General features: G+C 71.0%; 9 protein-coding genes. 7 read left to right on the forward strand and 2 right to left on the reverse strand.

The genetic code is table 11. The features are described from left to right. Positions 1-80: 80 nt before the first annotated feature. Positions 81-2,411 (reverse strand): helix-turn-helix transcriptional regulator, encoded by a 2,331-nt coding sequence (locus O7623_RS24115; protein ID WP_282225273.1) that lies wholly within the window; start codon positions 2,409-2,411, stop codon positions 81-83. A gap of 366 nt (positions 2,412-2,777) precedes the next feature. Here O7623_RS24115 and O7623_RS24120 point away from each other — a divergent pair, with 366 nt between their 5' ends. Next, the gene (locus O7623_RS24120) at positions 2,778-4,247 is read left to right on the forward strand and encodes a dynamin family protein (RefSeq protein ID WP_282225274.1); all 1,470 of its coding nucleotides are present in this window, start codon (positions 2,778-2,780) and stop codon (positions 4,245-4,247) included. 160 nt (positions 4,248-4,407) lie between these two features. After that, entirely contained in the window at positions 4,408-6,387 is a 1,980-nt protein-coding gene (locus O7623_RS24125) for an Hsp70 family protein (RefSeq protein ID WP_282225275.1), read from the forward strand. A 100-nt stretch (positions 6,388-6,487) separates the two neighbouring features. Here O7623_RS24125 and O7623_RS24130 read toward each other — a convergent pair whose 3' ends face one another. Continuing rightward, positions 6,488-7,327 (reverse strand): DUF817 domain-containing protein, encoded by an 840-nt coding sequence (locus O7623_RS24130; protein ID WP_282225276.1) that lies wholly within the window; start codon positions 7,325-7,327, stop codon positions 6,488-6,490. 567 nt (positions 7,328-7,894) lie between these two features. On the opposite strand from O7623_RS24130, the gene stsB reads away from it, so the two are divergent. From stsB to O7623_RS24155, 5 genes are read left to right on the forward strand one after another with little or no spacing between them, the layout of a single operon-like run. Then, a complete protein-coding gene (stsB, locus tag O7623_RS24135) occupies positions 7,895-9,367 on the forward strand; it encodes a StsB family radical SAM/SPASM domain sactipeptide maturase (RefSeq protein ID WP_348775105.1) in 1,473 nt (490 codons plus the stop codon). Then, on the forward strand, positions 9,367-9,672 hold the full coding sequence (locus tag O7623_RS24140) for a PqqD family protein (protein WP_282225278.1): 306 nt from the start codon (positions 9,367-9,369) through the stop codon (positions 9,670-9,672). Before stsB ends, O7623_RS24140 begins: the two co-directional genes overlap by 1 nt. Further along, positions 9,554-10,471: a S24/S26 family peptidase gene (locus O7623_RS24145; protein ID WP_282225279.1), complete on the forward strand. Its 918-nt coding sequence runs from the start codon at positions 9,554-9,556 to the stop codon at positions 10,469-10,471. Before O7623_RS24140 ends, O7623_RS24145 begins: the two co-directional genes overlap by 119 nt. Further along, a complete protein-coding gene (locus tag O7623_RS24150) occupies positions 10,471-11,421 on the forward strand; it encodes an ABC transporter ATP-binding protein (protein ID WP_282225280.1) in 951 nt (316 codons plus the stop codon). Before O7623_RS24145 ends, O7623_RS24150 begins: the two co-directional genes overlap by 1 nt. Next, positions 11,418-12,290 carry an ABC transporter permease gene (locus O7623_RS24155; RefSeq protein WP_282225281.1) on the forward strand — a complete coding sequence of 291 codons (873 nt, stop codon included), beginning with the start codon at positions 11,418-11,420 and terminating at the stop codon, positions 12,288-12,290. Before O7623_RS24150 ends, O7623_RS24155 begins: the two co-directional genes overlap by 4 nt. Positions 12,291-12,293 lie beyond the last annotated feature (3 nt).

Consider the following 12,293-nt stretch of genomic DNA (forward strand, 5'->3'; position numbering starts at 1 on the left):
CCCGTCGCATCGGGGCTTCCCCCCTGCCAGGTTCGGGGGTCTAGGGGGTGGCACCAAGCCCACGTCGGCTAACCGACAGCTCAGGGCTCCTCGGGCAGCAGACTTCGCAGGGTAGCGATCATCTCAGCTCGGGTCGTGGCCCCCAACTTGCCCCGGATCCTGGCCACGTGGTGCTCGACCGTCTTGGGGGACAGGAACAGCTGCGTGCCGATTTCCCGGTGGGTCCGGCCGGCGAGTACCAGCCGGGCGACCTCGACCTCCCGGTCGGACAGACCGCCCTGTGAGGATCCCTGCGCGGTCTCGTCGGGAACGGGATCCGTCCGGGACAGCTCCCGGGCCCGCTCCAGCAGACGGCGGGCGGCCGCCGGGTCGGTGGTCCGGACCGCCGCCTGACCGATCAGCCGGGACGACTCCCAGGGCAGTTCGGCGGCGACCAGTGCGGCGGCGTCCGCCAGCACCCCGTCCGGATCCACGTCGCCGCGCAGGGCGGCGGACCATCGAGCGGCCGCCCGACACTGTGCCTGTTGCCGGAAACCGGCCGGGTCGAGGGAGCCCAACCGCGCGGCCGCCGTCGCGGCGGCCTGCGGATCCTCGTCGACGACGGCGATCTGCAGCCGGATCCACTCCACCGACACCGCCCACGCGGCCGGTCGGCCCAGCCGGTCCACGATGCCGTCCAGGTCGGCCAGGACCGGCGCGATCCGCTGGTGCTGGCGTAGTCGGGCGGCGGCGACCAGCAGCTCCTCGACCACTTCCAGCTGGGACAGGTCGACTGCCCGGCGAGCCAGCACCGGCTCGGCGACGGACCAGGCCGTCCGCAGTTGGGCGATGTCCCCGCTGCGCCGGGCGATTCCTGCGGTGAGGCCGGCGTGGACCAGCCGCTCGCGGCCCGGCAACGCGACACCGGCCAACCGACGCAGTTCCGCGACGGCCGAATCGTACCGACCGGTCCGCATCCTGACCCAGGCCAGCAACGTGCGGTGCCGGTCGAGCGCGACGGGCCCGCCGGATCCACTGGCGACCGCCCGTTCCAACAGATGCTCGGCGGTCGCCGAGTCGCCGGCGGCCACCGCGATCAGCGCGCCGATCGCGTGCGGCGGGTCCGGTACGGCGACCTGCGGCGGCGTCCGTTCGAAGCCCTCGGCGGCCTCGATCAGCAACGGCAGCGCCGCCTGCGGGTCCGCCATCGCCAGCGCCGCCTCGGCCAGTCGGCGTACCGGCAGCGGGGCCGACCCGGTCGCCGCCGACCGGGCGGCGGCCGGTTGCCCGGTCACCATCAGTGCCGGCACCGCGAGGACCGGGCCGGGCGGTTCGGCACCGAGCAGCGCCTCCGCAGCCCGGCCGGCCCGGCCGTCGTAGGCGGCCGCCGCCCCGGCGACCAGGGCGATCCGGCCGGCGTCGGCCGATGCCTCGACCGGGCCGTCCAGGTCCACCGGCATCCCCAGCAGAGTCGCTGCCTCGGCTCGACCAGCAGCCACGGTGGACGGTGCGGCACCAGCGTCCAGCGCGTCGTCGTACCAGGTGAGAGCGCTGCCGGGGTCGGTGAAGCGCAGCCGGTCGGCGGCCCGGCGGTAGACGTCGGCGGCGGTCGGGTTGCGGGCCCGGGCGGCGCGCAGCTGCTCGGCGGTGCGGACCGGGTCGGCGTCGGTGGCCAGCAACGCCCGGGCCACGGTCTCGTGCAGCCGGCGGCGTTCCGCCGGTGGCAGCTCGACCAGCACCGCGCGGGCCACCGCCGGGATCAACCGTTCACCGTCCGGGGTCAGCAGTCCCGCGTCGCGCAGCGACCGCATCCCGGTGGCTGCCTCGGCGGGCTCCAGGCCGGCCGCCGTACAGACGGCCTCGTCGGCCAGGTCGAGTCCGAGAGCGAGGATCGCGGCCAGCCCGGCGAGGTCCCGTCCGCTGCCGGCGAACCGTCGCTGCAGCCGGGCGACGAGGGTGGGCGGCGTACCGTCGGGGTCGGCGGCGATCTCGACGGCGATGGCGGCCAGCCCGGCCGAGGCCGCCTGGAGCGCCGTCACCTGCTCCGGGGTGGCCGGCCGGCCGACGGCCGCCTCGACCAGGGCGGCCAGGGCCGTCGGCGGGAGCGGACCCAGCTGCTCGACGGGGCCCTGACCGGCGACCACGCCGTCGAGGTCGGCGAGTTCCGCGGAGTCGATCGTGGGCCGGCGGGCGAGCGCCATCGCCAGCCCGGCGCGGGCCGCGACCGTCAGCGACCGGATCGTCTCAGCGGGAAGCTGATGTGCGTCGTCGACCAGGACCAGGGCGTCGTCGGCACGTGCCTGTTCCAGGAGAACGGCCAGGTCCGCGCTGGTCGCGGGAGTCACGCGTACGGTCGGACGGCCGGTGGACGCGGCGATCTCGTCGAGCCGTCGGGTCCGGCCGGAGCCGTCCACACCCACCACGACAGTCACCGGTGCAGCCCCTCCTTGCCCGCGTCAGTGAGGCAGTGTACGGACGGCTCCCGACTCCGCCGCAGGGCCTGACGTCGTTCGCATGTACCGTGTACTCTCGGCCCGACCTGGGGGCCTGGTCCACCGGATGCCGAGCAGACGCTTGGCGAGCCGTGCGGTGCCCCTCCCGGCGAGGCTGTCCAGCCGGTCAGCAACCCGTTGATCGACGAGGTCAGCCGGGGCGGTCGCGGGCCGACTCGGGGCGACGGCCGACTCGCCGAGACGTAGGACGCCTCCCGGCAGATCAGAAAGCAGCGGCGTGAAGAATGTGGACTCCGAGCTGGCCGGTATCCGCCCGCACCGGCACTGGCTACCGGCGGTGACGAGATGAGCCTGATCGACCGCACCCGCAGCGTGCTCGGCCACGCCGTCGACGTCTACCGGGGCACCGCGTACGAACGGCGGCTCACCGCCGTGCGCGACCGCCTGGACGAGCCACTACGGGTCGCCATCGCCGGCCGGGTCAAGGCCGGCAAGTCCACCCTGCTCAACGCGTTGGTCGGTGACCGGCTGGCACCGACCGACGCCGGCGAGTGCACTCGGATCGTCACCTGGTACCAGGACGGGCACACGTACCGGGTGCTGGCCACCCCGACCGGGGGTGAGCCGATCCAGCTGCGGTTCAGCCGCGAGGACGGTGCCATCGAGGTCGACCTGGGCGATCTGACCGTCGACGACGTCGCGCAACTGGTGATCACCTGGCCATCGCAGGCGTTGCGTACGGTGACCCTGATCGACACGCCGGGCATCGGTTCACTGTCCGAACAGACCTCCCGACGCGCCTGGGACCTCCTCGTCCCGGACGAGGAGGAGACCCCGGCCGACGCCGTCGTCTACCTGATGCGTCACCTGCACGCCAACGACGTCGAGTTCCTCCGGGCCTTCCACGACGTGGAGGTGTCCCGGCCCAACCCGGTCAACGCGATCGGCATTCTCTCCCGGGCCGACGAGATCGGCGTCGGCCGGCTCGACGCGATGGCGTCGGCCCGGCGGATCGCCGACCGGCTGAGCACCGACGCGAACGTACGCCGGTTGGTGCAGTCGGTGGTCCCCGTCGCCGGCCTGCTCGCCGAGACCGCCGCGACCCTCACCGAGGTGGAGGTCGCCCAGCTGCGCCGGGTCGCCGAACTGCCGGTGGCCCAGGCGGAGCAGCTGCTGCTCTCCGCCGACCGGTTCGTGCAGCACCTGCCCGAACTCGGCCTGACCACGATCGAGCGGGAAGCGTTGCTGGGCCGGTTCGGCATGTTCGGGCTGCGACTGTCCGCGGCGATGCTGCGCCACAAGCCCGGCACCACCGCGACGGAACTGGCTCAGGAGCTGACCGAGCGCAGCGGGCTCACCCAGCTGCGCGAGGTCCTCACCTCGCTGTTCTTCGAACGTCGTGACGTCCTGAAGGCACGGTCGGCACTGCTGGCACTCTCCGACGTCACCCGGGTCTGCGTCCGGCCCGGCAGCGACCAGGTCGCCGGCGCGGTGGAGGAGATCATCGCCTCGGCGCATCCGTTCAACGAGCTGCGGGTGCTCTCCAGCCTGCGCGCCGGCTGGATCACCGGCAAGGCCGCTGTCGTCGCGGAGCTGGAGCAGGTGATCGGCGGTGGCGGCGCGGCGGCGCACCAGCGGCTGCGGCTGCCGGCCGACGCGAGTGCCGCCGAGGTGACCGAGGGCGCCATCGAGGCCCTGGGCCGCTGGCAACGACGCGCCGAGAGCCCGATGACCTCGTACGAGATGGCGATGGCCGCCCGAGTGGCGGTCCGGTCCTGCGAGGGCATCATCGCCGACCAGCGGCGGTCCGCGTGACCACCCGCCGGCCCGGCGCCGCGCGATCGAGCGGTGGCCGTTCGCGCCGGCCCACTACCGTTCTGCGCACCGGTCCGACCCGATGGCGTTCGGCGCAGCGCCGGTCGGCCTCCCAGACCCGGCCATCCCTGTCTCCACACACTCCCTCGGAGCGAACACGATGTACGCACTTGGCATAGACCTCGGTACGACGTTCACGGCGGCGGCGATCTGGCGGGAAGGCCGGGTGGAGACCGTCTCGCTCGGCGGCCGTAGCGCGGCGATCCCCTCGGTGGTGCTGCTGCGGCAGGACGAGACGTTCCTCACCGGTGAGGCGGCACACCGGCGCGGGCTGTCCGAGCCGCACCGGGTGGCCCGGGAGTTCAAGCGGCGGCTGGGCGACACCACCCCGCTGCTGCTCGGCGGCGTACCGCAGTCGGCCGAGGCACTGATGTCGCGTCTGCTCCACGCGGTGGTGGAGGAGGTCGCCCGTCGGGAGGGTGCCCTGCCGGCGTCGATCTGCGTCTCCCACCCGGCCAACTGGGGTCCGTACAAGCTGGACCTGCTCCGGCAGGCGGTCCGGATGGCCAACCTCGACGTGCCGGTGACCTACACCACCGAGCCGACCGCCGCCGCGGTGAACTACGCCGAGCAGCAGCGGATCGAGCCGGGTTCGGTCGTCGCCGTCTACGACCTGGGCGGCGGCACGTTCGACGCGGCGGTGCTGCGCAAGACACCCACCGGCTTCGAGATCATGGGCCAGCCGGAGGGCATCGAGCGGCTCGGCGGGATCGACTTCGACGCCGCGGTGTTCAACCACGTCCGTACCGCGCTCGGCGGCAAACTGGAGGAGCTCGACGAGGAGGACCCGGCGGCGATCGCCGCCGTGGCCCGGCTGCGCGACGAGTGCATCCAGGCCAAGGAGGCGCTGTCGTCGGACACCGACACCTCGATCCCGGTGCTGCTGCCCAACATCTCCACCGAGATCCGGCTCACCCGGGCCGAACTCGAGGCGATGGTCCGTCCGGTGCTGCACGGCTCCATCGAGGCGCTGCACCGGGCCGTACGGTCAGCCGGCTGCTCGCCGGAGCAACTGCACTCGGTGCTGCTGGTCGGCGGTTCGTCGCGGATGCCGATCGTCGCCCAACTGGTCGGCTCGGAGCTGGGCCGGCCGGTGGCGGTGGACGCGCACCCGAAGTACTCGGTCTCCCTCGGTGCCGCCTGGTTGGCCGCGGCCGACGCGATGGGCCGACAGGGTGCGGGCCACGCCGCGGTGACCCCGTCGGCTCCTGCCGCCCCGGTGGCACCGACCGCTCCGGTCGCGTCGACGTACCCGGTCGCGTCGCCGCCGGCCGGGACGTACCCGGTCGCGTCGGCACCGGTCGCGTCGCCGCCGGTCGCGCCGAGCGCCGCCGGCGGCGCGGTGGCCCGGGCGAGCGTCGGTACGACGTACCCCGCGCGGACCGAGACCTACGGCTCGGCCGCTTCCGTCGGTGCCGACGACACCTCGGCGGGGCCGTCGCGAGGCGCCGGCGACACCCCGGCGAAGCGTGGGCGCGGCCCGCTGCTCGTGGCCGCGGCGGTGGTGGTCGTGCTGCTCGCCGGCGGCGGGGTGACCTACGCCCTGACCAGCGGGCAGGACGACGACGGTCAGGTGGCGGCTCCCGGTGACGGGGCGGCCCCCGGCCAGGGCCAGGAGCAACCGGAGCCGGAGCCGGAGCAGGTCGTCGAGTCGGAGCCGGTCGCGCCGGAGGTTCCGGCCGACGAGCAGTGCACGGACGAGATCAAGAGCAACTGGACCTGGGTCTGCCTGACCTCGGCCCGGGTCGCCGAAGGCAAGTTCACCGTCGAGTACGACGCCGAGTTCGGCGACAACGAGCCGGCTGCCAACGGCGGCTGGCACCTGCACATCTACGGCAGCGACGGCACCAACCCGGCGGACCGGGTGATGGGCACCCACGTCTCCAGCGCCGAGCAAGGTTTCTGGTACGTCGAGGATCAGCGGCCGTCGGTGATCTGGACCGCTGACCCGGCCTTCGTCAACGCCATCGGCGAGTACCCGAAGGTGTGCGCCCGGATCGCCAACTCGTCGCACGCCCTGGTGAAGCACGACAACGGCAGCTACACCACCGGCAACTGCGTCAAGATCCGCTGGGAGTAGCGTCCCGCGCGTTCCGGACCACGGCGGCTGTGCCGGCGACGACCTTGTCGCGGACACAGCCGCCGTGCCGGTGAACTCCGGCCACACGCCGGGGCGCCGGTCAGCCAGATGACCTGGAGACGCTGGGCCGGGGGCGGTCGCCGTACAGCCGCCCCTCGGTCGCCTTCACCGACGCGACCAGGACGAACGACAGGGTCACCAGCAGCGACCAGGAGCCGAACTTGCTGGCGTGCACGAACGTCCAGACGTGCTCCTGGTCCGGGTAGGTCCAGGCCCCGAGGAACGTGGCGACGTTCTCCGCCAGCCAGAGGAAGAAACCGGTCAGCACGAACGCCAGCGCCAGCGGCATCCGTAGCCGGGCGTCGTCGACGGTGAAGTGCACCCAGGTACGCCGCAGTGTGACCAGCAGCAGCGCGGCGAGGATCCAGCGGACGTCGGGTAGGAAGTGGTGGGTGAAGAAGTTGGCGTACACGGCGACGGCGAGCACGGTCAGCGCGACCGGCCGGTAGCGGGTCACCCGCAGGTCCAAGCGACGCCATGCCTGACAGATGTACGAGCCGACCGCCGCGTACATGAACCCGGAGTAGAGCGGCACTCCGGCGATCTTGGTCAGCGCCTCCTCGGGGTACGACCAGGAGCCGGCCTGCACCTTGAACAGTTCCAGGGCCAGCCCGACCAGGTGGAACCCGGCGATGACGCCGACCTCCCGACCGGTTTCCCAGCCGATGCGCCACAGTACGGCCGTCACCGTGATCATGCAGATCAGCAGGGCGTCGTACCGGGGGAGCGGTAGCGGGACGATCGACGTCAGCGCAAGGCAGGTGAAGACGGCGATCGCGAAGCCGCACGATTTCGCCTCGATCCAGCCGAAGCGCAGCAGCAGTGCGACGCCTCGCCGCAGGCCTGCTCCGGTCCACACCGCCGCCGTCATGCCCGTCATGATCCGGCACCTCCTCCGGCGGCGCCACCCTTCCGGCAGGTCACCGCAGGTCACCGCAGGTCTGCCCGGCCGTCCCCTGGGGATAGATGGCGAATTGGGATGGAGGCCGAGATTACCACGATGGTCGTCTAGGTCTGGCGAGTGGCATAAAAGTTATTGATGTGAATGTAAATAATCAACCAAAACTTATCGTGGTGTAGTGAAGATCTCGATGCTAACATCGGTCAATCGCGAGACTTGTGATCACGGCCCGCGTCATGTCAATGCAGTTACTGACGCCCAAGGGGGTGTGTAATGGCAAAGTGGGTCAAGCCTGAAATCCGTCCGACGGACTTCGCCGCCGCGATGGCGCTGCCGGGCGCGTGCGCCTGTGGTTGCAGCGGTGGTGCTGGGGCCGGCGCGGGATCCGGACGCTAAGGCCGGCCGGCGTCGCTGCGCGGGGAACCAGTTTCTTCGCCTGACGACAAGTGCTGGCAGACGAGTGCTGGCAAAGTTGCGGTCGGGTGGTTGCCGCAGGTGTCGGAACCACCCGACCGCTTCCACTCCCACTCCCAATAGGTGGTGATCATGCTTGTCGGGTCCCTGTCGTCCAACTCGGTTCCGGCGGATCTTGTCTATTTCCGGGACGGCGGTCGCAATCTTGTCGTCAATCCTGAGATAGGTGCCTGGCAGGTCCTGGACGAATTCGAGATCGAGGTACTGCGGCGGCTGGCGAACGACCTCCCGCTCGGCGGGGATGAGCAGGACCGAACGGAGCGCCTCCTCGCCAGGTTGGTAATGGCGCGGCTGGTCTATCTGCCCGGCCAGCGGCCTGAATTGCGTCAGGTCGACGCGCCGCTGAAACTTGTCTACTACGCGATCACCGACGGATGCAATCTGCGCTGCCCGTACTGCTACGCCTCGTCCGAGAAGCGGCTGCCGGGCGAACTCGACACCCAGGAGTCGCTCGACCTGGTCGAACAGTCCGCAGACATGGGCGCCAGGACGATCATCTTCACCGGTGGAGAGCCGATGTTGCGTCGGGACCTCTTCGAGGTCGCCGGCCGGGTCCGGGAACTCGGAATGCAGGCGAACATCATCACCAACGCGACGCTCATCCGTAAGCCGGAAACCGCCCGGCGGGTCGCGGAAACGTTCGTCGGGGTAACCGTCAGCATCGACGGGGGAACGGCCAAGACCCACGAGCGGACCCGGGGCGTGGGTACCTTCGCCAAGACCGTCGACGCCCTGCGGATGCTCAACACCTTCGGCGTACGCCCGATGATCAATCACGTGGTCTCCGAGGACAACGTCGGTGAACTCGCCGACCTGTCGGTCCTCTTCGCGGACATCGACGTCGCGCATGTCCGCCTGATGCATCACAGCGGTCTCGGTAGGGGCGCGACCGACGACTCGTCGTTCGGTTGGTCCGGCTACCAGACCGCACACCGGTTCGTCTGGACCGATCCACGTGCACGGAACCTGTTGCCCGATGGTCCGCTCGGACAGCGATCGTGCGACACGAAAATCAACTGCGGCATCGGCGGCAACGAGATATACGTCAACTCCCTCGGCGACGTGTATCCGTGCAAGCTCGTCACCGAACGCCACCACAAGGTCGGCAACATCCGCAGCACCGGACTACGGGAGCTGTTCGGGTCGCCGATGCTCGCCGATCTGCGGACGAGCGCCGTCTTCGCCGGCGACAATCTCGCCGACTGCCGACGCTGCTACATCCGTGGGGCGTGCGCGGGTGGCTGCCGGGCGTACCACATGGCCGCGACGGGTGATCTGAAGCGCAACTCGCGAGCGCTGTGCCGGGTGCTGCGGCACCAGATGATCACGTCGATGTGGGTCGCGGCCGGAGCCGGTCGCGAGACCGTACTGAGCAACGAGGACGAGGCGTTCCTGCCACTGATGATCGCGACCGGAAGCGTGCACCCCGTGTACGAGGACTGGAAGAAGGAAGCCGCCCTGCTCACCTCGCCCGTCGGCGGCTCGACTGAGCCGCCGCCCGCGCACCGGCGGCAGCTGCCGGTCACGGCTGTCCGGAGGTCGTGATGGGGTGGGTGGTCAGTCCCAACGTCGTCTGGGTCGATTCGCCGGACGAGATCCAGCTCTACGACACCACAGCCGGAGAGTTCCAGACCCTCAACGCCACCGCGGCGGCCATCTGGCGACAGCTGGTCAAGACCGGCGACGAAGACGCCGTCGTGGCCGGTCTGGCCGAGGAATTCGGAGCAGAGGATGACAACCAACGCGGCCTCATCGCCGACGACACTGGTCGGTTCATCGAGCAACTCGCAGCGCAGGGCCTCATCCGCGCCGAGCCTTCCCGCCCGGACCCCTCCGCCGCCGGCACCTGAGCCGGCCGGTGCCGTCCCGATCGATCTCATCGTGCAGGGGCTACGGAAGTTCGGCTGCGTCACGGTGCCGGTCAGCGGCCGCAGTATGCAACCCACTCTCCAGTCGGGCGAGCGAGTCCAGGTCCACCCTGTGCCGGAGAGCGGGCTGCGCCCCGGTGACGTCGTGGCGGTGCGCTACCGCGACCAGTTGGTGCTGCACCGCGTACACGCGCTCGTCGACGGCTGGGTGACGACGGCGGGCGACAGCCGCGACCTGTTCGACCCGCCGATGCCGGTGGCGGACGTCGTCGGTGTCGTCCCCGGGATCGCCGCCCGCCCCGCGCCCCGCCGGTGGCCGCCCGCCGACCGGACCGCCCCGTCGGCCGCCGCCGTCGACCCGCCGGTGACCGTCTGGGTCATCAGCGACGATCCGTCCAGCGGGCCGCCGCCGGGCCTGCCGGCCGGGTGGCGGGTGCGGTTCCGGCCGGCGTACGGCATCGGAGTGGACGCCGGGGTCCTGGCCGAGCTGCGGGCGGAGCTGGCCGACCGGCCCTGCGTCGGGGTCACCGAGCATGCGGTACACGCCGTCGACGAGGTCGTCGACGGGCCGCTGCCCTCCGGTACGCAGATCGTCGTCGGTGGTTCCTTCGGCCAGCTCGACGACGATCTTCCCGGGTACCTCATCCCGCCGGAACTGGCCGAGGTACGGGTGCGGTGCGGACCGCCCCGGGTCCGCGTTTCCCCACTGACCGCGCTTTCGGCCGTGCTCCGGGCGGCGGCGGGCCCGGCCCCGATCCGAACCACTGGTGGAGGCAGCTGATGACCGCGATCGTCGTCGCCGCCGGACTGACGAAGAAGTACCAGGCCATGTCCCGTCCGGCGCTGTCGGACATCACGTTCACCCTCGACCAGGGGGAGGTGATCGGCCTGCTCGGCCCGAACGGGGCCGGAAAGACGACCCTGGTGAAACTCATGTGCGGCATCACGTCCCGGTCGGCGGGTGCGCTGACGGTGTGCGGTGGGGACCCGATCGCCGACGCGGCAACGGTGAAGCAGGCGATCGCCGCCGTGCACCAGTCAGGGCCGATGGACAACATGCTGCCCGCGATCGACCAGGTGCGCATCGCGGCGGCGTTCCGCGGGCTGCGCTGGCGTGACGTGCGGCACCGGGTCGACGAGATGCTGTCCCTGTTCGACCTGCAGGAGGTCGCCGGGCAGTTGGCCTTCACCCTCTCCGGCGGGCAGCGGCGGCGGCTGCAACTCGTTCGGGCGTTGCTCACCGTGCCGAGTCTGCTGATCCTCGACGAGCCCTCCGCCGGGCTCGACGTGCAGGGGCGGCGGCAGATGTGGGAACTGATCGCGAAGCTGAACGTCGAGCACGGCACCACGATCATCTGGACCAGTCACTACATCGAGGAGATCGAACGGAACTGCTCCCGGGTGCTGATCATCGACCGGGGGAGACTGTCCGCCGACGACGCGCCCGCCACGTTGGTCGCCACGTACGGCAAACAGTCGGTCCTGGTGCGGCTGCCGGACGTGGAGGATCGTGACCGGCTGCAGGCACTGCTCCCGGCGGCACGCGTCACCACCGCCGACGAGGCCGCCTTCACCCTCGATGCCGCTGGGGTCGACGACCATCTGCCCAGCGTGATCGACCTCGTTCGAGGCGCTGCGGTACGGGGCGCCACGATCGAGTTCCGTACCCCGTCACTCGAAGATGCCTACGTCGCCCTGGTCGACCAGGGCCGGGAAGGTGTGACCGCGTGAACGCCACGACACCGTCGACCGGATCGGCGCTGGTCGCGCCCACCCGAAGCGGGCCGTCTCCGGTCACGCCGTCCGCCCGCCGGGTCGACCGGGTGCGGCCGCGTGGCCGCAGCGGTCTGCGGGCGATCGTCTACCGCGAGTTCCTGCTGTTGACCCGCAACCGCACCAACCTGTTGCTGGCGGTCCTGCCGACCGCCATCTACCTGCTGCTGTTCGCCACGTCGCTGACGAATCTGGTCGGCAGCGTGACCTACCAGGGGATCGACGTCGGGTACGCCGAGTTCGCCATTCCCGCGATCATGCTGTCGTCGATGCTCGCCGCGACCACGACCACCGGGACGTCCCTGTTCCAGGAGGAGATGGGCGGGATGGCGGTCGAGCTGTGGTCCTATCCGATGAGCCGGGCGGGCTACATCGCGGGGAAGATCCTCGCCACCACCGGACTGGTGATCGCGCAGAGCCTCGCCGCCCTGCTCGTCGGCGTGCTGTTGTTCGACCTGGGCTGGCCGTTGGCCAACTGGGCCGCCCTCGGGGCGGGCACGGTCGTGGTGTCGCTGACGTTCAACGGCCTCTATCTGCTGTTCGCGTCACTCGTGCGCGACTTCCAGCGGTTCATGGTGCTGATCAACGTGCTCGGGCCGTTCCTGCTCTTCTCCAGCCCGTCGTTCTACCCGGTGGAGCAGATGCCGGACGTGCTCCGATGGCTGTCGGTGGTGAACCCGGTCACCTACGGCATCTCCTGCCTGCGTGGCGGTGCGCTGTTCGGCTGGCAGGCGATGTGGCCGACCGCGCTCGGCATGCTGGCCGCCGCCGCCGTCCTGTTCGCGGCGATCTCAGTCGTGCTGACCCGCCGGGTGCGGGAACTGTGAGCG

The sequence above is a fragment of the Solwaraspora sp. WMMD791 genome (assembly GCF_029581195.1).
GTDB lineage: Bacteria > Actinomycetota > Actinomycetes > Mycobacteriales > Micromonosporaceae > Micromonospora_E.

What these genes read in the sequence shown, in the direction of transcription:
- O7623_RS24120 (WP_282225274.1), top strand. Translation starts at nt 2,778, where the DNA reads ATGAGCCTGATCGACCGCACCCGCAGCGTGCTCGGCCACGCCGTCGAC.
- O7623_RS24125 (WP_282225275.1), top strand. Translation starts at nt 4,408, where the DNA reads ATGTACGCACTTGGCATAGACCTCGGTACGACGTTCACGGCGGCGGCG.
- O7623_RS24130 (WP_282225276.1), bottom strand. Translation starts at nt 7,327, where the DNA reads ATGACGGGCATGACGGCGGCGGTGTGGACCGGAGCAGGCCTGCGGCGA.
- stsB (WP_348775105.1), top strand. Translation starts at nt 7,895, where the DNA reads ATGCTTGTCGGGTCCCTGTCGTCCAACTCGGTTCCGGCGGATCTTGTC.
- O7623_RS24140 (WP_282225278.1), top strand. Translation starts at nt 9,367, where the DNA reads ATGGGGTGGGTGGTCAGTCCCAACGTCGTCTGGGTCGATTCGCCGGAC.
- O7623_RS24145 (WP_282225279.1), top strand. Translation starts at nt 9,554, where the DNA reads ATGACAACCAACGCGGCCTCATCGCCGACGACACTGGTCGGTTCATCG.
- O7623_RS24150 (WP_282225280.1), top strand. Translation starts at nt 10,471, where the DNA reads ATGACCGCGATCGTCGTCGCCGCCGGACTGACGAAGAAGTACCAGGCC.